This is a genomic window from Micromonospora sp. NPDC047548, assembly GCF_040642975.1.
Classification (GTDB): Bacteria; Actinomycetota; Actinomycetes; order Mycobacteriales; family Micromonosporaceae; genus Micromonospora.
In genome coordinates this window covers 76,877-99,126 of the sequence record NZ_JBEYTI010000010.1, presented here as the reverse complement: position 1 = coordinate 99,126, position 22,250 = coordinate 76,877, and the positions used below count along the sequence as shown (strand labels likewise).

Genomic DNA, 22,250 nt, shown 5'->3' with positions numbered 1-22,250 from the left:
TGCCGCGGAAACGGGGCCAGGGGCCCGCGCCGCCCCGGACACGCCGCGGGGGCCGGGGAGGTCCCCGACCCCCGCGATCCAGGAGCCGCTACGCCTCCGGCGTGTCCTCCGGCCGACCCTCGAGGTCCGCCGAGCCGGCCGACGTGGTCGGCTTGTGCGCCTCCTCCGTCGGCACCGTCGGGGTCTTCGCCCGGCCGCCGGCCGGCGCCGCGTCACCCGCCGCGTCCCCGTCGAGCAGCGCGGTCAGCCCCGCCCCGGTGACCCGGCGGAAGGTACGCCCCACCCGACGCCGGTCCAGGACCGCCACCTCCAGCTGGTTGGCGGCGATCGTCCGGGCGGCGCCGCCCTCACCGCCGACGCTGCTCAGCGCCTGTACGGCCACCTTCACCGCCTCGCTCAACGACATCTCCGGCCGATGCTGCGCCTTCAACACCCCGGTGATCGCCTCGGCCTGACCGCCCATGGCCATCCGGCCCGGCTCGTCGTTGACCGAACCGTCGTAGGTGATCCGGTACAGCTCGTCGTCCTCGGCGGTGGCGCCGACCTGCGCGACGCAGATCTCCACCTCGAACGGCTTGGACTGCTCGGTGAAGATGGCGCCCAGGGTCTGCGCGAACGCGTTCGCCAGGGCCCGGCCGGTGACGTCGCGCCGGTCGTAGCTCAGGCCGTTCAGGTCGGCCATCCGCACCCCGGCCCGGCGCAGGTTCTCGAACTCGTTGTAACGGCCGACCGCGGCGAAGCCGATCCGGTCGTAGATCTCGCTGACCTTGTGCAGGGCGCTGGAGAGGTTCTCCGCGACGAAGAGCACCCCGCCCTCATAGCTCAGGACCACCGCGCTGCGACCCCGGGCGACGCCCTTACGGGCCAGCTCGGAGCGGTCGCGCATGATCTGCTCGGGCGAGGCGTAGAACTGCATGGCCACGGCGGCGGTTCTCCTTCGGGCGCTGTGCTGACGACTGCTGACTGTGGGGTGGGAGCGGGCCTCAGCCGCCCGGGTTCTCCATCCGGGCCGCCACGACCGCCTCGGCGATCGCCGCCGTCTCGGAGTCGGTGAGCCGGTGGGTGCCCTCGGCCGTCGCCGTCATCACCACCGGGTAGATCCGGCGGGTCAGGTCCGGGCCGCCGGTGGCGGTGTCGTCGTCCGCGGCGTCGTAGAGCGCCTCGACGGCGAGGCGGGCCGCGTCGTCGAGGGAGATCCCGGCGCGGAAGCGCTTCTTCAGGGCGGACTTGGCGAAGAGCGAGCCGGAGCCGATCGCGTCGTAGCCGGTCTCCTCGTACGGGCCGCCGGTGACGTCGAAGCTGAAGATCCGACCGGCCGTCGCCGGGTCCTTCGCGGCCAGGTCGAAGCCGGCGAAGAGCGGCACGACCGCGAGCCCCTGCATGGCCGCGCCCAGGTTGCCGCGGATCATCGAGGCGAGCCGGTTGGCCTTGCCGTCGAGCGAGAGCATCGCGCCCTCGATCTTCTCGTAGTGCTCCAGCTCCACCTGGAACAGTCGCATCAGCTCGATGCCGATGCCGGCCGTACCCGCGATGCCCACCAGGGAATACGCGTCGGCCGGGTGCACCTTCTCGATGTCGCGCTGGGCGATCAGGTTGCCCATGGTGGCCCGCCGGTCGCCGGCCATCACCACGCCACCGGCGGCCGAGATGGCCACGATGGTCGTCGCGTGCGGCGCCATGTCGGCGGCCATGCCCGGCGGCAGCGGCCGTCGGCCGGGCAGCATCTCGGGGGCCACCCTGCTCAGGAACGAGGTGAAGGAGGACGTCCCCGCGTTGGTGAACGCGTCTGGTAGACGCCCGGATGGATCAAAGCCCGCTGCCACGTGGTTCCTCTCAGGTAATTGATCGTCCTGGCCCGCCTCGGAGCATTCTCGCAGAACTGACCAAGACCACCGTTGCAGGTCAGCTTCTCGGCCCTGACGGGCCGAGCTTGCGGCTGTGGGTGCCGTGCTGGCTGCACGGGTCACGCCGCGTTCGGCAGGCTGGCGGCTGCCCAGTCCACGACACCGCGAGCGGCGATGTTGCGGGCTGCGTTCACGTCGGCGTGCTCAGCGAAGCCGCACGACGTGCACCGGAAGGTGGATTGGTTAGGGCGGTTGGCCTTGGCGATATGTCCGCAGGCGGAGCAGCCCTGGGAGGTGTACGCCGGATCAACGTGGACGACCTTGATCCCGGCCCGCGCCGCCTTGTAGACGATCAACCTCAACCGAGGCGAGGTTCGCACCGTCGTTACACAACTGCAGGGTCGCGGAAAGCGCCGCCTCTTGGACGGCATCGGGGTACAGCCGAACCTGGACGACGATCTTCACGTCGACACTCTACCTTCTTGCCGGTCGGCCACCTGTGGTCACGGCCGCGCGTCGCCAGGTCGTGCGGCGGAGCAACCTCGGCGTAATCCGCGAGCACGTCAAGCTTCAGGAACGTCAAGGCTCGTTCCCGCTGGCAGTGGCGCTACAGAGCCTGCCGCATGCAACTCTTTAGTAAACGAACATTCTTCCCTATTCACCCCCTTTCTGCACATATCCACGCACGAACTCCTCGGCGTTCTCCTCGAGGACGGAGTCGATCTCGTCGAGCAGGTCGTCCACGTCCTCGGTGATCTCGGCGTGCCGCTCGGAGACCTCCGGGTTCGCCTCCGTGGTGACGTCCTCGATCTCCTCGCCCTGACGGGCCTTGCCCGACTGCGACTGCCCGCCGCTGTCACGAGTGGCCATGGCTGCCTCCTCCACGATCGTCTGCGATGAACTTACCTCGCCTGAGCGACGAAAAGCCCGCCGCGCACCGGCTCGCGGCACCCGACGGGCGTACGTCGGCGGCCGGTCAGCCGCCGGTGAGCGTCTCCAGCAGGTCCTTGGCGCTCTCGCACCGGTCGAACAGCGCGCCGACGTGCTTGCGGGTGCCCCGCTCCGGTTCCATCATCGGCACCCGAACCAGCGACTCCCGGCCGACGTCGAAGATGACCGAGTCCCAGCTGGCCGCGACCACCTCGGAGGCGTACTGGGCGAGGCAGCGGCCCCGGAAGTAGGCCCGGGTGTCCTCCGGCGGCTCCACCATCGCGGTGCGGGTCTGCTCGTCGTCGAGCAGCGTCTTCATCGACCCGCGGGACACCAGCCGGTGGTAGAGGCCCTTCTCCGGGCGCACGTCGGAGTACTGCAGGTCGACCAGCTGGAGCTTGTGCGAGCCCCAGCCGAGCTTCTCCCGCTCCCGGTAGCCCTCCAGCAGCCGCAGCTTGGCCACCCAGTCCAGCTCGTCGGCGCAGAGGAACGCGTCGCGGCCGAGCCGGTCGAGCACGCTTTCCCACCGGTCCAGCACGTCCGCGGTCTGCTCGTCGACGTCGTCGCCGTACCGGTCGTCGACAAAGGACCGGACCCGCTCCAGGTACGCCCACTGGACGTCCAGCGCGGTCAGCCGGCGGCCGTCGCGCATCCGCATGAGGTGCTTCAGGGCCGGGTCGTGGCTGACCGCGCGCAGCTCGCTGACCGGGTCGGCGATGCCGAGGTCGGCGCCGAGCGCCTTCTCCTCGATCATGGTAAGGATCAGCGCGGTGGTGCCGAGCTTGAGGTAGGTGGAGATCTCCGAGAGGTTGGCGTCGCCGATGATGACGTGCAACCGCCGGTACTTGTCGGCGTCGGCGTGCGGCTCGTCCCGGGTGTTGATGATGGGCCGCTTGAGGGTGGTCTCCAGGCCCACCTCGACCTCGAAGAAGTCGGCCCGCTGGGAGATCTGGAAGCCGCTCCGGCCGCCGTCCTGGCCGATGCCGACCCGGCCGGCGCCGCAGACGATCTGCCGGGTGACGAAGAACGGCGTCAGGTACGCCACGATGTCGGCGAACGGCGTCTGCCGGCGCATGAGGTAGTTCTCGTGGGCGCCGTAGCTGGCGCCCTTGTTGTCAGTGTTGTTCTTGTAGAGGTGGATCGGGTGGGTGCCCGGGATGGTGGCGGCGCGGCGGGCCGCCTCGGCCATCACCCGCTCCCCCGCCTTGTCCCAGCGCACCAGATCGAGGGGGTTGGTGACCTCGGGGGTGGAGTACTCGGGGTGTGCGTGGTCGACGTAGAGCCGCGCGCCGTTGGTGAGTATCACGTTGGCCAGGCCGAGGTCCTCGTCGGCGAGCGCCTCGGCGGGGTCGTACGCGGCCCCGGAGTAGGTGAAGCCGCGGGCGTCGCGCAGTGGCGACTCCTCTTCGTAGTCCCACCGCGCCCGGCCGCCCCGGTTGAGTTCCGGGCGCGCCCCGTAGGCGTTGACCACCTGGGAGGAGGTGACCATCGGGTTGGCTCCGGCCTGGCCGGGCACGGAGATCCCGTACTCGACCTCGGTGCCCATGATCCGTCTTACGCTCATCGACCTACCCGCTCCGCTCGCCCGACCCGGTCCCCCGTCACGTCGAGCGTAGTCCGCCTCAGGGCGCAGGGGGGCACGCCGGCACAGCGGGAGGTGGTGTCGCGGGCGGGGCACCCGGCACGGGGGGCGGCTCGGCGGGGAGCACGTCGCACTCGGGGACGGTGAGGGGGACCCAGCTGACCCGGTGGCGCAGCGACGGGTCCTTCCTGATCAGCCGCTGGATCCGGCGCTCGGCGCGGGGGTCGGCGGCGATGAAGCGGATCGGCCCGGAGACCCGCCGGACGATCTGGTCGGTCCGGTCGGGTTCGAGGAAGTCCAGGTTGTAGACGCCGGCCTCGGTGCGCGCCGTGGTGCCGTGCAGGGCATCGAAGCAGAGGGTCTCGACGTAGCCCCGGTAGGGGCCGCGGTCGACGACGATGGTGGTGGTGTCGGGCAGGTCGGGGTAGCGCTGCTGGGCGGTGGCGCAGACCCAGGCCTCTTTGGACGGCAGGTGCAGGTCCTGGTGCACCCAGCGCTGCGTCCAGGTCTTCTCGTTGGCGATGAGCAGGCTGGGGTGCCATCCGGTGACGCCGCAGAGCGCCACGGCCACGACCATGACGACGACCCCGGTGAGGACGCCGGCGACGGTGGAGCCGACGCCGCGCAGCGACCAGGCGGGGCGGGGTACGGGCAGCAGCCGGACCACGGCGGCGGCGCCGACGACGAGCAGCACGGTGGCCAGGTGGGTGGACTTGATGAAGTAGTAGCCGGGCTCGACGCCGGAGGTGGTGTTGTACTGCGCGATGCCCAGCGGTAGGGCGACGCCGACCGCCGAGACGAGCAGCCAGCGCCGCCAGGTGGGGTCGGCGCGGCGGACCTGGACGAGCAGGGCCACCCCGACGATGCCGCCCAGCCAGATGAGGGCGCGCCAGGCTTCGGTGCGGGCCTCGATTCCGCCGTTGACGTCCAACGCCTCGGTCTGCTTGGCCCGGAGCACGCCGAGCAGGGGGGCGACCAGGGCGAGGGGGGCGGTGGCGAGGCCGACGACGCCGACAGTGGCCCAGCGACGCAGGGCCTCCCGCCAGTGCCCGAGCACCCAGCAGAGCACCAGGACGGCGGCGGGCGGGAGGAACAGGTAGTAGGTGAAGCCGATCGCGACGAGCAGCGCGGCGAGCAGGACGACCTGTTCGCGGGTGCCGGCGAGTGGACGGCCGACCAGCGCGGCGAGGAGCACGGTGAGGGCGAGCCCGAGGACTTCGGTCGCGTAGCCGGAGACGAGCAGGCGGGGCAGTTGGGTGCCGAGGATGAGCGCGCCGACGACGACGGTGAGCACCGTGCGGTGCAGCGGGTGGATGGGGCCGGAGATGCGGTGCGCGGCCCAGAGCAGGGTCAGCACGAACAACCCGAAGCCGGCCATGATCCAGCCGACGTAGTGGTCGACGGCGGCCGGGCCGCGGGGCGCGGTGCCGACGGGGGTGAGGAAGCCGTCGAGCATGGCGGTCACCAGGTGCCAGCCCTGCGGGTAGTAGAGCATCTGGGAGAGGATCTGGTCCTTGGCGGCGGCGGGGTCGACGAAGGCGTAGCCGCCGAGGCGGCCGACGACGTCGAAGAGCGCGAGGTGCCGCCAGTTGTCCTCGCCGCGGGCGATGATGGTCAGCTGGTCGGCGAGGTCGGCGGCGCGCTGCCAGGGCGCGGAGAGGTAGCCGAGCATTGCGGCGGTGCCGGCGACGGGGAACAGGTCGACCCAGCCGGGGCGCGGCAGGCGGGGGCGTCGGCGCAGCGCGGCGGCGGCCAGGACGACCACGGTGAGCGCGAGGCCGGTCAGCGGCACCGGGCGCATCCCCCAGGGCCAGACCGCGAAGAGCAGCCCGCCGGCGGTGGCCGCGCCCAGCAGCAGGGCGAGCGCGAGCACGAGCCGGTCGAGCAGGGTACGGCCACCGCGCAGGACGCTCGCGGCGGCGAGCAGCACCAGCGGGGGCAGCAGCCAGTCGCGGTGCAGGGCGTGCGCGGCGAGGGGTACGCCCCAGGCCGCCACGAGCGCCGCCAGCACCACCAGCGCTCGTGGCCAGGGGCGTCGGGTCGGGGCGGGCGGGTGCGCGTCCTCGGCCGCCGTGGTGGCCGGCGGGTCGACGACGGTGAGCTCGGACGACACGAAGCTCCTCGGACGGATCGACGGGGGGTGGAGGAAGTCTACCGACGAGTCCGGCATTCCACCCGCTGGGGACGCATCGCCCAGGTGAACGTGTCGTGACGTGCGAGAAGGCCCGCGGCGTGCGCCGCGGGCCTTCCTCGTCGTGCGGTCAGAGGTACTGGCCGGTGTTGCTGGCGGTCTCGATGGACCGGCCAGCCTCGGCGCCCTTGCCGCCGGAGACGAGCGTGCGGATGTAGACGATCCGTTCGCCCTTCTTGCCGGAGATGCGGGCCCAGTCGTCCGGGTTGGTGGTGTTGGGCAGATCCTCGTTCTCGCGGAACTCGTCGACGCAGGCGTCGAGCAGGTGCTGCAGTCGCAGGCCCTTGCGCCCGGAGGTGAGGAACTCCTTGATGGCCATCTTCTTGCCGCGGTCGACGATGTTCTGGATCATCGCGCCGGAGTTGAAGTCCTTGAAGTAGAGGACTTCCTTGTCGCCGTTGGCGTAGGTCACCTCGAGGAAGCGGTTCTCCTCGGTCTCGGAGTACATCCGCAGCACGACCGCGTCGATCATCGCCGCCACGGTGGCCTGAGGGTCGCCGCCGTGCTCGGTCAGGTCGTCCGGGTGCAGGGGCAGCCCGGAGAGGATGTACTTGGAGAAGATGTCCTTGGCCGCCTCGGCGTCCGGACGCTCGATCTTGATCTTCACGTCGAGCCGGCCGGGGCGCAGGATGGCCGGGTCGATCATGTCCTCGCGGTTGGAGGCGCCGATCACGATGACGTTCTCCAGCCCCTCCACCCCGTCGATCTCGCTGAGCAGCTGCGGGACGATGGTGTTCTCCACGTCGGAGGAGACGCCGGAGCCGCGGGTGCGGAAGACGGAGTCCATCTCGTCGAAGAAGACGATGACGGGGGTGCCCTCGCCGGCCTTCTCCCGGGCCCGCTGGAAGACCAGCCGGATGTGCCGCTCGGTCTCGCCGACGTACTTGTTGAGCAGCTCGGGGCCCTTGATGTTGAGGAAGAAGCTGGTGTGCCTCTCCTTGCCCTCTCGCTCGGCGATCTTCTTGGCCAGCGAGTTGGCCACCGCCTTGGCGATCAGCGTCTTGCCGCAGCCGGGCGGCCCGTAGAGCAGGATGCCCTTCGGCGGCCGGAGCTGGTGCTCGCGGAACAGGTCGGCGTGCAGGAAGGGCAGTTCCACCGCGTCGCGGATCTGCTCGATCTGCGACTGGAGGCCACCGATGTCGCCGTAGTCGACGTCGGGCACCTCCTCCAGGACCAGCTCCTCGACCTCGCTCTTCGGGATCCGCTCGTACGCGTACGCCGAGCGGGGCTCGATCATGAGCGAGTCACCGGCCCGGATCGGCGAACCGATCAGGGTCTCCGCGAGGTGCACGATGCGCTCCTCGTCGGAGTGCGAGACCACCAGCGCCCGGTCGCCGGGGCTGCCGTCGGGACCGGTGAGGATCTCCTTGAGCATCACCACCTCGCCGACCCGCTCGTAGCCGAACGCGTCGACGATGTTGAGCGCGTCGTTGAGCAGGACCTCCTGGCCGCGCCGCAGCTCCGTGGCGTCCAGCGACGGTGAGACGGCGACCCGGAGCTTGCGCCCGCCGGTGAAGATGTCCACCGTGTCGTCGTCGTGCCGCGCGAGGAAGACGCCGTAGCCACTCGGTGGCTGGGCGAGGCGGTCGATCTCCTCCTTGAGGGTCACGATCTGCGCGCGAGCCTCCTTGAGGGTGCTCACGAGCCGGTCGTTGTTCTCGGTCAGCCGCGCCAACTGTGCCTGGGTGGCCGCCAGCCGCTCTTCGAGCTGCCGGGCGTGTCGGGGGCTCTCGGTCAACTTGCGCCGCACCAGAGCGAGTTCCTCTTGCAGGAACGCGACCTGCGTGGAGAGATCGTGGGCTTCCTTCTCCCACCGTGCGGCGCGCGAGTCCGCGTCGTCGCTGCGTGCCACGTCCCACCTCCCCGGGGGCTTGAACGTTCTGCCCTAACACTAGCCGCTATGCGGCCGATTCGATCCTACGCAACGCCCTCGTCACCGAACCTTGATCGCCAAGGGTCGCCTCCGGGGTGGATACGGGCGTTCGGGTACCGTCGGGGCGTGGGACGGGAGAACATGGGGGGTGCATCGTGGCGGAGGTCGTGACGGACCAGCTTCAGGTCTGGGTGGACCAGGATCTCTGCACCGGCGACGGGCTCTGCGTGCAGTACGCGCCGGAGGTCTTCGAGTTCGACGTCGACGGCCTGGCGTACGTCAAGGGCCCCGACGGCGAGCTGCGAATGGCCCCGGGCAGCCGGGTCGACGTGCCGGAGCACCTGCGCCTGGAGGTGATCGACTCGGCGAAGGAATGCCCGGGCGAGTGCATCCACGTGGTGCGCGGCAGCGACGGCGTCGAGGTGGCCGGCCCGGAGGCCGAGGAGGACTGACCCGCCCGGCGGGGCCGCCAGACGTGCAAGGGCCGCGGACGACGAGGTCGTCCGCGGCCCTTGCACGCCGGGTGGGCCCTCAGAGCACCGGGCGGCCCACCACGGAGGCGACGAGCCGGGCGAACTCCTCCAGCCGGGCGATCTGGCCGGCCCCGCCGTCGTCGAGCGTCTTGCCGAAGCGCAGCGCGTCGTGCCGGGGCGCCCCGGCGATCTCGTCGCCCGGCGGCGCCTCGTCCAGCGAGGTCAGCAGCAGGTAGACGTCGATGCTGTCGACCCGGACCTCGCCGTTGTCGGCGCGGGTCAGCCGCCGCCGGCAGCCGACCTCGGTGACGGTGGAGACCGGCACCACCCGCAGCGACGAGGTCATCGACCCGGGCGGCCCCTCCCCCGGCGGCACGTCCTCGCCGTGCCAGAGCACCAGGCGGCTGCCGTCGCAGACGACGACCTCCTGCCAGACCCCGTTGACCTCGTTGACGAAGCGTTCCAGGGTGAAGCCGAGCACCGACGCCCCGCGCAGCACCCCACCGAGCGCCTCCAGGGCGATGTCCGGGTCACGCAGGTAGGCCCGCGCCGCCGATTCGAGGTCCTGGTAGGGCGACCAGTCCGGGAACACCGCCGGCAGATCTCCACCGCCGAAGCCCGGCCGACTCATGCCATCTCCCCCAGGTCGCGCCGCCGACCCGCACCGGCCGGCGGAATCCGCCCGCTCACTCCCAGCCGTCCCGCCCCGCCGTCACGACGCGTCCGCCCCGCCCGAGGCGGCGGGTTCCATCCCGGCGGCCCGGGCGGCCGCCGCCTGGCGGGCGGCCTCGGCCTCCCGCAGCGCCTGCCGACGCTCGGCGTACGCCTCGGCGCCCTTGCTGGGCTTGCGACGCCGCGGCGGGGCGGTGACGCCCGGGGCGAGCTTACGCGCGGAGACCAGGAATGCGGTGTGCGCGATCATCCGGTGGTCCGGGCGGACGGCCAGGCCCTCGGCGTGCCAGTCGCGCACCAGCGACTCCCAGGCCCGTGGCTCGGTCCAGCCGCCGCGCTCGCGCAGCGCCTCCACCAGCTCGGACAGCTGCGGGGTGGTGGCGACGTAGCCGATGAACACTCCGCCGGGCAGCAGCGCCCGCTCGACCATGTCGAGGGTCTCCCACGGGGTGAGCATGTCCAGGATGATCCGGTCGAAGCCGGTCTCGGGGCAGTCGGCGACGTCGCCGACGTGCAGCGTCCAGGCAGGGTGCGGGGCGCCGAAGAAGGCCTCGACGTTGCGCCGGGCGATCTGGGCGAAGTCGTCGCGCATCTCGTACGAGTGCAGCTCGCCGCCGGTGCCGACGGCGCGCAGCAGGGAGCAGGTCAGCGCCCCGGAGCCCGCGCCCGCCTCCAGCACCTTGGCGCCGGGGAAGATGTCGCCCATCGCGACGATCTGCGCCGAGTCCTTCGGGTAGATCACCTGCGCGCCACGGGGCATGGACAGCACGTAGTCCGACAGCAGCGGGCGCAGCGCGAGGAACGCGGTGCCGCCGCCGGAGGTGGTCACCACGCTGCCGTCGGGCTGCCCGATCAGCGCGTCGTGCTCCAGGATCCCGCGGTGCGTGTGGAACGCCTTCCCGGGCTCCAGGACGACCGTGTGCATCCGCCCCTTCGGGTCGGTCAGCTGCACCCGGTCGCCGGGCCGGAACGGCCCGCGGTGCACGGGGGGCAGATCCGGGACGGCGACGGGCGCCGGTGTGCCGGGGTCAGCCGGGAGGGCGGAGGGATGTGCTGCGGTCACTTGTTCATCTTCCGTGTGGGTTCGAGGACCTGGGCGAGATCCCCGATGTGCAGAACGCCGACGACATCTTCGCCTGCCGTCACCACGTACTGTGCGGCCGGGTGGTTCTGCACCGTCTCCATCACCCGGTCGCCGGCGAGCCCGGCCGGCAGCACGGGCAGCCGGTCCAGCGGCCGGGCCACCGCGTCCACCGCCAACCAGGGCCGGCGTTCCGGGGGTACGGCGTCCACCGCGGCCGGGTCCACCAGGGCGACCGGCCGGCCGGCGCCGTCGACCACGATCACCGCCGCCCCGGCCGGCGCCTGCGCGGCGTGCCGGCGCTGCGCCTCGGCCAGCGGGGTGCCGGTGGGCACACCGAAGACGGGCCGGGCCAGCCGGGCCAGGTCGATCAGCGGGACGCGGCGGCTGATCCGGGCGTACCGGATCGACTGACCGGCGCCGCGCCACAGGGTGACGACGACCAGCAGCATCAGCGGCAGGGCCAGCGGCACCAGCAGCCGCCCGACGGTGAGCAGCACCACCAGCACCGCCGTGCCGACCGCGACGGCGCGCCCCACCCAGCCGGCGACCTCGGTGGCCCGGTGCCGGTCGCGGGTGAACGCCCAGACCGCGGCGCGCAGCGCCCGGCCGCCGTCCAGCGGCAGCCCGGGCAGGATGTTGAACAGCGCGACGATGACGTTGCTCAGCGCCAGCTGCAGGGCGAGCTGGTGGGCCAGGGTGTGCTCGGGCAGGGCCAGGGTGAGGCCGACGGCGAGCGCGCCGAGCACGGCGGAGACCGCCGGCCCGGCCAGCGAGACCAGCAGGTCGACCCGGGGGGTGGGGGCGTCGGAGTCCATCTCGGTGTAGCCGCCGAGCAGTTCCAGGGTGATCCCGCGCACACCGATGCCGTACCGGCGGGCGGTCAGCGCGTGGCCGAGCTCGTGCAGCAGCACGGAGCCGAGCAGCGAGACGACGAAGCCGAGGCCGATCAGGTAGCCGCCCAGCGGGCCGAGGCCGAGCTGGTCGCGGGCGAACTCGGCGTACGTCACGGTGATCAGCAAGGTCAGCAGCAGCATCGAGACGTTGACGTGCAGCGGCACCCCGAACACCCGGCCCACGGTCAGGCCGGGACGCCGGCCGGGCCGGCGGGGCGCTCGGGTACGGGAGTTCACCGGCCCGATGCTACGCGGTGCCGATCATGCTCCGGTGCGGCGATCACAGCCCTGTCACACCGGTGCCCTAACCTTCCGGGCATGACGGCGGAACCGGTGATCGACCAGCAGGCCACTCCCGCGGCGGCGCTGCCGACCACGATCCGGGCGTCGTTGTCGCCGTCGCGGGCGGCGGATTTCAAGACCTGCCCGCTGCTCTACCGGTTCCGCAGCATCGACCGGCTGCCCGAGCGCCCGACGGTGGAGCAGGCCCGGGGCACCCTGGTGCACGCGGTGCTGGAGCGGCTGTTCGACCTGCCGGCCGGCGGGCGCACCCCGGACGCCGCCGGTGGCCTGGTCGCCCCGCAGTGGGACCGGCTGGTCACCGAGCAGCCCGAGCTGGCCGGCCTGTTCGACCCCGGCGACGAGGCGGGCACCGCCGAGTTCCTGCGCGCGGCGGCGGCGCTGCTGGAGGGCTACTTCGCGGTGGAGGACCCGCGCCGGCTGGAGCCGGCCGAGCGGGAGAGCCTGATCTCGGCCGTGGTCGACGAGCAGCTGCTCATCCGGGGCTACCTCGACCGCCTCGACGTCGCGCCCGACGGCGCGCTGCGGGTGGTCGACTACAAGACCGGCGGCGCGCCCCGGGAGGCGTTCGAGGCCCGCGCGCTGTTCCAGCTGAAGTTCTACGCGCTGGTGCTGTGGCGTACCCGGGGGGTGGTGCCGCGGGTGCTGCGCCTGCTCTACCTCAAGGACGCCGAGGTCTGCGACTACTCCCCCGACGCCGAGGAGCTGCTGCGCTTCGAGCGCACGGTGGTGGCGCTCTGGCAGGCGATCGAGCAGGCCACCGAGCGGCAGGACTTCCGCCCCCGGCCGAGCCGGCTCTGCGACTGGTGCAGCCACCAGGCGCACTGCCCGACCTTCGGCGGCACCCCGCCGCCGTTCCCGGACCGGTCGGCGGCCGCCGACCCGCTGCGCGACGCCCGCTCCCGCCCGGCCGCCCCCGGCGCCGACGAGTGAGTCGCCGGCGGCGCCACGCGCCCGGCCGGCTCAGCGCGGCGGCGGGGGCTGCCACCAGGGCATCCGCTGGCCGGCCGCCCAAGCGGCCGAGGCCGTCTCCTCCCTGAGGAGGAGGGCCGGTTCACCATCAGCGACGAGCTCACGCGTCGGGCGGCGGCTAGCGTCGCGGTATGACCGACCGAGCCGCGCGATGGTGGCAGCGCCGACCGCTCGCCGGTGACGCGCTCTTCGCCGTCGCCCTGGTGCTGCTGGAGGTCGCCTTCCTCCTGCTCACCCCGCCGGAGTTCTGGCCCGGACGGCTGCCGGCCGCGCTGGCCTGGAGCCTGTTCGCGGCCGCCCCGGTGGCGCTGCGCCGGGTCGTCCCGTGGGCGGCGGTGGGCCTCGCGGTGGCCACCCTGGCGCTGCCGACCCTGCTCGGGCACGCCCCCGGCACGCAGGGCCTGACGTTCATGGTCCTGACGTACACGATGGCCGCGCACCGTCCGGCGCGGCAGGCGGTGCTCGCCGCGGTGCTGCTCTGGGTGCCGGTGGCGGTGGCCAACCTGGTCGCCCCGCCCGAGGGAGTGCTGGAGGTGGGCCCCGGCTACCTGCTGCTCAACAACCTGCTCACCGCCCTGCTGTCGTACGCGGTGGGGCGGGCGGTGCAGGCGCGCCGCACGTCGGTGCGGGTGCTGCGGGAGCGGGCCCGGGTCGCCGAGCAGAACCAGCGTTCGCTGGCCGAGCAGGCGGTCGCCGACGAGCGGCACCGGATCGCCCGGGAGCTGCACGACGTGGTCGCCCACCACGTGAGCGTGATGGGGGTGCTGGCCACCGGTGCGCGCCGGGTGCTGCGCCGCGACCCGGACGCCGCGGACGAGGCGATCGCCACCATCGAGGACACCAGCCGGGTCACGCTGCGCGAGATGCGCCGCCTGCTGGACGTGCTGCGCACCGACGCGGAGCCGGCGGCGGAGCTGGCCCCGCAGCCCGGTCTGGCCGGGATCGAAGCGCTGGTCGAGCAGGTGCGGGAGGCGGGTCTGCCGGTGACCCTGCACCTGGAGGGCACGCACGGGCCGGTGGAGGAGGGCGTGTCGCTGACGATCTACCGGATCGTGCAGGAGGCGTTGACCAACGCGCTCAAGCACGCCGGGGAGGCCACCGCGCAGGTGCGGCTCACCCTCTCCGACGGATGCCTGACGGTGGAGATCACCGACACCGGGCGCGGGCCGGGCCCGGGACCCGACCGGATCGGGCACGGCCTGGTCGGCATGCGGGAGCGGGTCGGCCTCTACGGTGGGACTCTGCGGACCGGTCCCCGACCGGGCGGCGGCTTCCGGGTGTCGGCCAGGATCCCGGTGGAGCCGGTCGGGGTCCCGGCGTGACCCGAAAACATCCCGGGCGGCGCCAGCGCACCAACCATCGCGAGGGCCACCGGGCCCGACGGCCCGACCAGCACGACAGGGAGACCTCATGAGCGACGGCGCGGCGACGGCGCGGCCGGTACGGATCCTGCTCGCCGACGACCAGCCGCTGCTGCGTACCGGCTTCCGGATGGTGCTGGGCACCGAGGAGGACCTGGACATCGTGGCCGAGGCGGGGGACGGCCAGGAGGCGGTGGAGCTGTCCCGGCGGCTGCTGCCGGACGTGGTGCTGATGGACATCCGGATGCCCCGGATGGACGGCGTGGCGGCCACCCGGGCCATCGTCGACGCCCGGCTGCCGGTGCGGGTGCTCATCCTGACCACCTTCGACCTGGACGAGTACGTGGTGGGGGCGTTGCGCGCCGGGGCGAGTGGCTTCCTGGCCAAGGACGTGCCGGCGGAGGATCTGGTCACCGCGATCCGGACGGTCGCCGCCGGGGAGGCGGTGGTCGCGCCACGGATCCTCAAGCGGCTGCTGGACCGCTTCGCCACCGTGCTGCCGGACCCGGCGGCCACCCCACCGAAGGCGCTCAACTCGCTCACCGAACGGGAGCGGGAGGTGCTGGTGCAGGTGGCGCGGGGGCTGTCCAACGCCGAGATCGCCGTGGCGCTGTCGGTCAGCGAGACCACCATCAAGACCCACGTCGGGCACGTGCTGACCAAGCTGGGGCTGCGCGACCGGGTGCAGGCGGTGGTGCTGGCGTACGAGTCGGGCCTAGTGCGCCCGAAGGCGTGAGGCGGCTACGTCGCGGAGCGTACGCGAGGGGTCGCCGGAGGGGCGACGGCGCGGTTGCCGTCGTCACCTACCGTCACAAAAGACGGCGCGGCGCGGTTGACCATGACGTGATGTCAGGTCCTGGCGTCGGTTCCGGCGCCGTCCCGGCGGGTGGAAACACGCTCGACCGGCCGCCGGCTCAGGGGCAACCCTGAGCCAGGCTCCGACTCAGGGGCAACCCTGAGCCAGGCTCCGGGCGGACCCGCAGCGGGAAATCCGCTCCGGGTCCGCCCCTGGGCGGACGGATCCGGCGGGCACGGCACAGAGGATGGGAGCAGCCCCACCGACCAGCGGGGGCGGCGGGGACACAAGTGATGCAGACGGAAGAGGTAGATGACGTGACCGCGACGGTAGGCCACCAGGCGCAGGCCGCGGCCAGGGCCAGCGACGTGTGGAAGGTGTACGGCAGCGGTGAGGCGCAGGTCGCCGCACTACGGGGGGTGAGCGCCGAGTTCGAGCGCGGCCGGTTCACGGCGATCATGGGCCCGTCGGGTTCGGGCAAGTCGACGCTGATGCACTGCCTGGCGGGGCTGGACTCGGTCACCCGGGGCACCGTGCACATCGGCGACACCACGGTGACGGGGCTCGGCGACGCCGGCCTGACGAAACTGCGGCGGGACAAGGTCGGTTTCATCTTCCAGCAGTTCAACCTGCTGCCGACGCTGACCGCCCAGGAGAACATCCTGCTGCCGCTGTCGATCGCCGGCCGCAAGCCCGACCCGGCCTGGTACGACACGGTGATCGACACGGTGGGCCTGCGGGACCGGCTGGGGCACCGCCCGGCGCAGCTGTCGGGTGGTCAGCAGCAGCGGGTGGCGTGCGCCCGGGCGCTGGTCGCCCGACCCGAGGTGATCTTCGCCGACGAGCCGACGGGCAACCTGGACTCCCGCTCCGGCGCGGAGGTGCTGAACTTCCTGCGCAACTCGGTCCGCGAGCACGGCCAGACCATCGTGATGGTCACCCACGACCCGACCGCCGCCGCGTACGCCGACCGGGTCATCTTCCTCGCCGACGGGCAGATCGTCTCGGAGCTGATCGAGCCGACCGCCGACACCGTGCTGGACACCATGAAGAAGCTCGACACGCCGGCCGAGGTGGCGAACTGATGTTCCGCGCGACGTGGAAGAGCCTGCTGGCGCGCAAGGTGCGCCTCATCCTCTCCGGCCTGGCCGTGGTGCTGGGCGTCATGTTCGTCTCCGGCGCGTTCGTGCTCACCGACACGCTCGGCCGCTCGTTCGACGCGGTCTTCGCCGACGCGTACGAGGGTGTCGACGTCAACGTCTCCGCCAAGCCGAAGATCGCCCTCAGCGAGACCGAGGGCGAGCAGGTGCCCGGGTCGCTCCCGGCCGCGACACTGGAGAAGGTGCGTACGGTCGGCGGGGTGGCCGAGGCCACCGGGATCGTTGCCGCCGACGGCGCGCGCCTGATCGGCAGCAACGGCAAGGTGGTCACCTCGTTCGGGCCGCCGCAGCTCGGCCAGAACTGGGTGGGCGAGGACGACCTGGTCAAGCTGCGTGAGGGCCGCGAGCCGCGCGCCGACGACGAGATCGTCGTCAACGGAGCGCTGGCGAAGGCGGCGAAGGTGAAGGTCGGCGACCGGGTGGGCGTGCTGACCCTGGAGCCGAAGAAGGAGTTCACCCTGGTGGGCGTCTTCGGTTACAGCGGTGACCGGGACTCCCTGGGTGGCGCCAACGAGGTCGCCTTCACCACCCCGGTGGCGCAGCGCCTGATGCTCGGCGAGCCGGACGTGTTCACCAACATCAGCGTGAAGGCCGCCGACGGGGTCGGCGAGGCCGCCCTGCGCGACGACATCGCCGGCGTTCTCGGCGGCGACTTCGAGGTCAAGACCGGCGAGCAGCTCTCCGCCGACGCCTCGGCCGGCCTGAAGGAGGGGCTGTCCTTCTTCAACAAGATCCTGCTCGGCTTCGCCGCGGTGGCGCTGCTGGTCGGCACCTTCCTCATCCTCAACACCTTCTCGATCATCGTCGCCCAGCGCACCCGGGAGCTGGCCCTGATGCGGGCCATCGGGGCCAGCGGTCGTCAGATCATCGGCTCGGTGGTGCTGGAGGCCGTGGCGGTGGGCCTGATCGCCTCCGTGCTGGGCCTGGGCGCCGGCATCGGGGTCGGCGCGCTGCTGGCGTACCTGTTCGGCAAGGTGGCCGGCGGGCTCGCCCTGGCCGGGATCGGTGTGCCGGCGGCGGCGGTGATCGGCGCGTTCTCGGTGGGTCTGGTGATCACCGTGGTGGCGGCGCTGCTGCCGGCGCTGCGGGCCTCGCGGATCCCGCCGATCGCGGCGATGCAGGACGTGGCCACCCCGGACCGCCCGCTGACCAAGGTGACGGTGGCCGGCGGGATCGTCACCGCGATCGGCGCCGGCCTGCTCTTCCTGGGGCTCAGCGGCAACGCCGGCGACAACACCCTGACCACCATCCTCGGCGGGGTGCTGTTCGCCTTCATCGGGGTGGCGCTGCTGACCCCGCTGATCAGCCGGCCGGTGGTGTCCCTGCTCGGGGCGCTGTTCGCCTGGTCGGTGCCGGGCAAGCTGGGCCGGCTCAACTCCGGCCGCAACCCGCGCCGCACCGCGATCACCGCGGCCGCGCTGATGGTCGGCATCGCACTGGTCACCGGCGTGACGGTGATCCTCGACTCGGCCAAGGGCAGCATCAGCGCGCTGGCCGAGGACCAGATCAAGGCCGAGCTGGTGATCTCCGGGGCGCAGAGCGGCCCGCGCCCGCCGAGCTTCGACCCGGCGGTGCTGGACAAGGCGGCGGCCATCCCGGGGGTGCAGATGGTCGACGGCGAGTACGGCGACATGGCGGTGGTCAACGGCGAGCGCACCTGGGTGGCGGCGTCAAGCAACGTCGCCGCGCTGGAGCGGATCTTCGGGGCGAAGGCCACCGCCGGTGACATCAGCCGGCTGGGGCCGGACCAGATGCTGTTCAGCTCCGACACCGCGAAGTCGCGCAACCTCTCGGTCGGCTCCCCGGTCACGGTGCAGCTGTCCCGGGGCGAGGCCCGCACGTACACGGTCAGCGGGATCTACGAGAGCTCGCAGCTGACCAACCCGGTGGTGCTGCCGCCGCAGGCGGCGCGGGACTTCGCCATCCCGCAGCCGATCCAGGGCTTCCTGCAGCTCGCCCCCGGCACCCAGGTCGCCGACGTGCAGCCGCAGGTCGAGACGCTGCTCGCGGACAGCCCCGAGGTGTCGGTGGCCGACCGGGCCGCCTTCATCAAGCAGCAGACCAGCATGCTGGACACCCCGCTGCAGATGATCCAGATCCTGCTGGCGCTGGCCATCGTGATCGCGGTCCTCGGCATCATCAACACCCTCGCCCTGTCGGTGCTGGAGCGGACCCGGGAGCTGGGCCTGCTGCGGGCGATCGGGCTGCGCCGGGCGCAGACCATGCGGATGATCACGGTCGAGGCGGTGGTGATCTCGATCTTCGGCGCGCTGCTCGGCGTGGTGGTCGGCACCGGCCTCGGCGCGGCGGTGGTCCGGGCGCTCAAGGACGAGGGCATCACCGACCTGGTCCTGCCCTGGGGCCAGATGGGGGTCTTCCTCGGGCTGGCCGCGATCATCGGGGTGATCGCCGCGGTGCTGCCCGCGGTGCGGGCCGCGCGGATCAACGTGCTGGGCGCCATCGCCCACGACTGACCCGACGCACTCCACGACGAGGGGCCCCGCCGGTCGGCGGGGCCCCTCGCGCGTGGTCAGGCCAGCGGCTCGCCGAGCAGCGCGGCCAGCAGCTCCAGGTCCGCCGCCGTCAGGCTCTCCAGCTGGTGTACGCCGTCGATCGGCGCGATCGGCACCTCCGCCGGCACGGCCAGCACCGCCGCACCGGCGGCGAGCGCGCTGGCCACTCCGGTCGGCGAGTCCTCGATCGCCACGCACCGGCCGATCGGCACGTCCAGTAGCCGGGCCGCGGTGAGGTACGGCTCGGGGTGCGGCTTCGCCGAGTCGACCTCGTCGCCGCAGACCACCGCGTCGAAGCTGTCCCGCCCGAGGGTGTCCAGGGCCACCTCGACCAGCGGACGCCCGCTGGAGGTGACCAGCGCGGTGGGGATGCCGGCGGCGCGTACCGCCCGGAGCAGGGCCAGCGCCCCGGGACGCCAGCGCAGCCCGGTGCGGAACAGCTCCAGGATCCGGGCGTTGATCCAGTCGATGCTGACCTGCGGGTCCCGCTCCGGCTGGCCGAGGTCGTCGTGCACGATCCGCATCGACTCGGCCATGCTCGTGCCGATCACGGCATGCCGCGCCGCGTCGGAGAGCGTGCCGCCGTACTCGGCCGCCAGCTCACGCAGCGCGACGTCCCAGAGCTTCTCGCTGTCGACCAGGGTGCCGTCCATGTCGAAGAGCACGGCGGCGGGGTGTGGGCTGCTCAGCGGGGGCCTCCTCCGGCTTGGGGTGGTGTCGGAGCGATCCTCTCAGCCCGACCCGGGCCGCCCGCCGCCCTCCCTGCCGAAGGTGACCTGGCCGATGCCGATCAGCCGAGGTCGCAGGCGTCCCACTTGCCGTCACGGCAGACCAGGTCAGACTCACCCTGCCGGTGCACCACCAGGGTCGCGTACTGCTGCTCCGAGCAGCCGAACCGGACTCGGTTCAACCGGCCGCCGACGGCCCAGATCGACACCGTACGGTCGGCGAACTGCCACGACAGGCAGCGATCGTCAAACGGCTGAGCCGCGTCCGCCCGGAACCTGATCGGCTTCGACTCGACCCTGGCGCGCCGCTTCGACCCGTGCTTGCCGAGATTGCCAGCACGGATGTTGGCCTTCAGGGTGGCGTACGCGCCGGCAACCTTGCGGGCAACGTGGATCGCCGGCTGGGCCGACAGCCAGTTCGCCGGTCGCATCACAAACGACGTTGCTCCGTTGTGGACGGTCCGGGATACCGTCAGGTCGGTAGCGCTACCGCGAGACCAGACCATCGATCTTCTGTGAGGGCATCTCATTCAGGTCTGGTCTCATACACGCTGGTTGGTGCCCTGCTGGTCGCCCGCGGCGCCGCCCGTGCCGCAATCGCTTCCCATCCAGCCCGTGATCGTTGGCGGCTCAGCTGTAGTCGCCCCGGCGTGTCGACTAGCTCAGCTGCCAACGTTCCAGTCGTAAACGGGCGCCATCCTGCCGCGACCATCAACCCGAAACAGACACACCATCACGTACCTGAACGGGATGCCCTCTAGAAGCATGAGCATGGATGACCTGACCGGCGCGCAGTGGCGTACCAGCACCCGCAGCAGTTCCAACGGCGGAGCGTGCATGGAGGTCGCCGACAACCTTCCCGGCGTCATCCTGGTCCGCGACACGAAGGACCGCGAGGGCGGGACCCCTGGCCTTCAACCACGCGGCTTGGCGCGCGTTCGTCGCTCAGATCGCCGTGCGGTCCTGACCCATCGGTGTCCGGCTCGGCCCGGCGGCTCCGACGTCCCCGGAGAAGGCCCATCCGAGGGTCGGCCGAGAGGAGTGACGCGTGAAGTACATGATCATGCTGTACGGCTCGCAGCGGGACTACGCCGCGATGGCGGGCCGACCCGGCGACAACCCGCCGCCGATGTCGCCGGAGCAGGTCGCGGCGATGCACGCCCACATGGAGGCGGTGCACAAGGAGATCGCGGAGTCGGGCGAGCTTGTCGACGGCCGGGGGCTGACCGCTCCGGTGCACGCCCGGCGGGTCCGGTTGCGCCAGGGTGCACCCGTGGTCACCGACGGCCCCTACCCGAAGACGCAGGAGGTGCTGGCCGGATTCACGATCGTGGAGTGCCGCAGATCGAGGCGCTCTACGCGGTGCTCATGGACCTGTCCGACAACCCGGTGGTGGCGCTCAACCACGCCGTGGCGGTGTCCATGGCCCGGGGCGCGCCCGCCGGGCTCGACCTGCTCGCCGCGCTGGCGGCCGACCCGCGGATCGCCGGTGACCCACGGCTGCCCGCCGCCCGCGCGCACCTGCTGGAACGCACCGGCGACGTCGACGCGGCGCGGGCGGCGTACGAGGAGGCGGCGCGGCGGTCGATGAACCTGCCGCAGCAGCGTTACCTGTACGCCCGCGCCGCCCGCCTGGCCGGCGCCGACTGAGCTGGTCTCACCACTGCCCGCCGGGCACCAGCACCCTCGTGACGTCCGGCAGCGTGGTCAGCACCCGACGGTTCCCGCCGCCCGGCTCGACGGCGACCAGCTCGGTACGCCCCGGCGTCCGGCGCGTCAGGACAACGTCCGCGCCGACGATCCCCTCGAACAGCTCCGCGGAGCCCTTCTCCGCCGGGGCCAGGTCCACCCGTCCCGCCGACTCGCCGGTGCGGACGTCCACGCCGACCAATGCGCTCGCCGGCCACGCTGGCGCCCCCTCCGGCTGGTCGGATGGCTCCAGGTCCGACCGGCCCACCTGCACCCAGATCCGGGCCGGCGTCCCGCCGCCGTGCAGCAGCGGCACGATCGCGTTGAAGGACTCGCCGGGACGGAGCTGTCCGGGCCGCAGCACCGGCACGTCCCGGGTGGCGCTGGTGTCGAGGTCCCGCACCGTGACGGCCAGCCGCGGTGGCGCCGTGGCGTCCGGGGCGGACGGCTCCAGGTCGACCAGGACGAGGTGTCGGCCGTCGACGAGGGTGACCGCGTCGGTCAGCGGGGTGCCCGCCACGTCGAGCCGGCGCAACGCCCCGTTGCCCGTCGAGAGCACCGCGAAGGCGCGGCTCGACCGGGACAGCTCGGCGAGCACGACCGAACCCGAGTCGGTGGACCAGCGCCACAGCTCGTACCCGGTCGGCACCGCCCGCTCCGTCGTGCCGGCCAGGTCCCGGATCCACCACCGGCCGTCCCGCCGGACAGCCAGCCACCGGCCGTCCGGGGACAGCGACTGGTGCACCGGGCCGAGAGTGGCCGGGGTGCGTCCGGCCCGGAACTGCCCGCCGGAGCGGGTGACCAGGTGGATGTCCCGCTGCCGGAAGGTGCGGGTCGCCTCGTCGAAGTCGCCCGGCAGCTCGACCTCGTACAGAAAGGCCGCCGGGCCGACCTCCCGGTCCGTCGGCAGATCCGCCAGGGTGGGCGGCGGACCCAGCCGGGTCGGCAGGCCGGCCAGCACGTCCCGTGGCGCGACGGCAGGGGTGGTGGCCTCCGCCGGCGGGCCGTCGGTGCTCGTCCGCCAGCCCAGCACACCGGCCGCCCCGCCGACCAGCACCCCGGCCAGCAGCACCGCGAGCCACCCGCGTCCGAGTGCCCGTCGCGGCGTCTGTTCCTCCACCGTGGATTCCATCCCGGTGCCCCCCGTTCCGGGCCGTCGCTGCCCCGGCCAGCGAAGCCGAGGCGAGCG

General features: G+C 72.5%; 20 protein-coding genes and 3 pseudogenes. 10 read left to right on the top strand and 13 right to left on the bottom strand.

Features of this window, described 5'->3' with window-relative positions; translation table 11 throughout:
• Positions 1–88: 88 nt before the first annotated feature.
• The 7 genes from prcA to arc form a co-directional block, all read right to left on the bottom strand.
• Positions 89–922 (bottom strand): proteasome subunit alpha, encoded by an 834-nt coding sequence (prcA, locus tag ABZ807_RS13550; protein WP_357156364.1) that lies wholly within the window; start codon positions 920–922, stop codon positions 89–91.
• Positions 923–983: 61 nt separating this feature from the next.
• Positions 984–1,823, bottom strand: a complete 840-nt coding sequence (gene prcB / locus ABZ807_RS13545) for a proteasome subunit beta (RefSeq protein WP_357156363.1) — start codon at positions 1,821–1,823, stop codon at positions 984–986.
• Positions 1,824–1,963: 140 nt separating this feature from the next.
• On the bottom strand, positions 1,964–2,200 hold the full coding sequence (locus ABZ807_RS13540; RefSeq protein ID WP_357156361.1) for a transposase: 237 nt from the start codon (positions 2,198–2,200) through the stop codon (positions 1,964–1,966).
• A 298-nt stretch (positions 2,201–2,498) separates the two neighbouring features.
• Entirely contained in the window at positions 2,499–2,714 is a 216-nt protein-coding gene (locus ABZ807_RS13535; protein ID WP_357156359.1) for a ubiquitin-like protein Pup, read from the bottom strand.
• Positions 2,715–2,820: 106 nt separating this feature from the next.
• On the bottom strand, positions 2,821–4,338 hold the full coding sequence (gene dop / locus ABZ807_RS13530) for a depupylase/deamidase Dop (RefSeq protein ID WP_357156357.1): 1,518 nt from the start codon (positions 4,336–4,338) through the stop codon (positions 2,821–2,823).
• 58 nt (positions 4,339–4,396) lie between these two features.
• Positions 4,397–6,469, bottom strand: coding sequence for a hypothetical protein (locus tag ABZ807_RS13525; RefSeq protein WP_357156355.1), 2,073 nt, complete (start codon positions 6,467–6,469; stop codon positions 4,397–4,399).
• Positions 6,470–6,617: 148 nt separating this feature from the next.
• Positions 6,618–8,399: a proteasome ATPase gene (gene arc, locus ABZ807_RS13520; protein WP_357156353.1), complete on the bottom strand. Its 1,782-nt coding sequence runs from the start codon at positions 8,397–8,399 to the stop codon at positions 6,618–6,620.
• 176 nt (positions 8,400–8,575) lie between these two features.
• Between arc and ABZ807_RS13515 the strand changes: the two genes are divergently transcribed.
• Entirely contained in the window at positions 8,576–8,872 is a 297-nt protein-coding gene (locus ABZ807_RS13515; protein ID WP_357156351.1) for a ferredoxin, read from the top strand.
• A 79-nt stretch (positions 8,873–8,951) separates the two neighbouring features.
• Here ABZ807_RS13515 and ABZ807_RS13510 read toward each other — a convergent pair whose 3' ends face one another.
• The 3 genes from ABZ807_RS13510 to ABZ807_RS13500 all read right to left on the bottom strand — a co-directional run bounded on the left by ABZ807_RS13510 (position 8,952) and on the right by ABZ807_RS13500 (position 11,779).
• Positions 8,952–9,524 (bottom strand): hypothetical protein, encoded by a 573-nt coding sequence (locus tag ABZ807_RS13510; RefSeq protein ID WP_357156349.1) that lies wholly within the window; start codon positions 9,522–9,524, stop codon positions 8,952–8,954.
• Between the two features lie 81 nt (positions 9,525–9,605).
• Entirely contained in the window at positions 9,606–10,559 is a 954-nt protein-coding gene (locus tag ABZ807_RS13505) for a tRNA (adenine-N1)-methyltransferase (protein WP_357156513.1), read from the bottom strand.
• Between the two features lie 65 nt (positions 10,560–10,624).
• Complete coding sequence (locus ABZ807_RS13500; protein ID WP_357156347.1) at positions 10,625–11,779, bottom strand: site-2 protease family protein; 1,155 nt, start codon at positions 11,777–11,779, stop codon at positions 10,625–10,627.
• Positions 11,780–11,860: 81 nt separating this feature from the next.
• On the opposite strand from ABZ807_RS13500, the gene ABZ807_RS13495 reads away from it, so the two are divergent.
• The 5 genes from ABZ807_RS13495 (at position 11,861) to ABZ807_RS13475 (ending at position 18,605) form a co-directional block, all read left to right on the top strand.
• Positions 11,861–12,775, top strand: coding sequence for a PD-(D/E)XK nuclease family protein (locus tag ABZ807_RS13495; protein WP_357156345.1), 915 nt, complete (start codon positions 11,861–11,863; stop codon positions 12,773–12,775).
• Between the two features lie 170 nt (positions 12,776–12,945).
• Positions 12,946–14,136 (top strand): sensor histidine kinase, encoded by a 1,191-nt coding sequence (locus ABZ807_RS13490; protein ID WP_357156343.1) that lies wholly within the window; start codon positions 12,946–12,948, stop codon positions 14,134–14,136.
• Positions 14,137–14,224: 88 nt separating this feature from the next.
• The gene (locus ABZ807_RS13485; protein ID WP_357156342.1) at positions 14,225–14,911 is read left to right on the top strand and encodes a response regulator transcription factor; all 687 of its coding nucleotides are present in this window, start codon (positions 14,225–14,227) and stop codon (positions 14,909–14,911) included.
• Positions 14,912–15,288: 377 nt separating this feature from the next.
• Positions 15,289–16,056 carry an ABC transporter ATP-binding protein gene (locus tag ABZ807_RS13480; RefSeq protein ID WP_357156340.1) on the top strand — a complete coding sequence of 256 codons (768 nt, stop codon included), beginning with the start codon at positions 15,289–15,291 and terminating at the stop codon, positions 16,054–16,056.
• Complete coding sequence (locus ABZ807_RS13475; protein WP_357156338.1) at positions 16,056–18,605, top strand: FtsX-like permease family protein; 2,550 nt, start codon at positions 16,056–16,058, stop codon at positions 18,603–18,605. Before ABZ807_RS13480 ends, ABZ807_RS13475 begins: the two co-directional genes overlap by 1 nt.
• A gap of 56 nt (positions 18,606–18,661) precedes the next feature.
• On the opposite strand, the gene ABZ807_RS13470 is transcribed toward ABZ807_RS13475, so the two are convergent.
• Both ABZ807_RS13470 and ABZ807_RS13465 read right to left on the bottom strand, forming a co-directional pair.
• Positions 18,662–19,309, bottom strand: a complete 648-nt coding sequence (locus ABZ807_RS13470; protein WP_357156337.1) for an HAD family phosphatase — start codon at positions 19,307–19,309, stop codon at positions 18,662–18,664.
• Between the two features lie 125 nt (positions 19,310–19,434).
• Positions 19,435–19,803 carry a hypothetical protein gene (locus tag ABZ807_RS13465; RefSeq protein ID WP_357156527.1) on the bottom strand — a complete coding sequence of 123 codons (369 nt, stop codon included), beginning with the start codon at positions 19,801–19,803 and terminating at the stop codon, positions 19,435–19,437.
• Between ABZ807_RS13465 and ABZ807_RS13460 the strand changes: the two are divergent.
• The 4 genes and pseudogenes from ABZ807_RS13460 to ABZ807_RS13445 form a co-directional block, all read left to right on the top strand.
• A pseudogene (locus ABZ807_RS13460) lies at positions 19,772–19,891 on the top strand (XRE family transcriptional regulator); the annotation flags it as partial. The gene ABZ807_RS13465 and the pseudogene ABZ807_RS13460 overlap by 32 nt on opposite strands.
• Before the next feature lie 261 nt (positions 19,892–20,152).
• A pseudogene (locus tag ABZ807_RS13455) lies at positions 20,153–20,339 on the top strand (DUF397 domain-containing protein).
• 90 nt (positions 20,340–20,429) lie between these two features.
• Positions 20,430–20,657, top strand: a pseudogene (locus tag ABZ807_RS13450) (hypothetical protein); the annotation flags it as partial.
• 50 nt (positions 20,658–20,707) lie between these two features.
• Positions 20,708–21,022 carry a hypothetical protein gene (locus ABZ807_RS13445; protein ID WP_357156525.1) on the top strand — a complete coding sequence of 105 codons (315 nt, stop codon included), beginning with the start codon at positions 20,708–20,710 and terminating at the stop codon, positions 21,020–21,022.
• 7 nt (positions 21,023–21,029) lie between these two features.
• On the opposite strand, the gene ABZ807_RS13440 is transcribed toward ABZ807_RS13445, so the two are convergent.
• Positions 21,030–22,181 (bottom strand): hypothetical protein, encoded by a 1,152-nt coding sequence (locus ABZ807_RS13440; RefSeq protein ID WP_357156336.1) that lies wholly within the window; start codon positions 22,179–22,181, stop codon positions 21,030–21,032.
• Between the last annotated feature and the right edge of the window lie 69 nt (positions 22,182–22,250).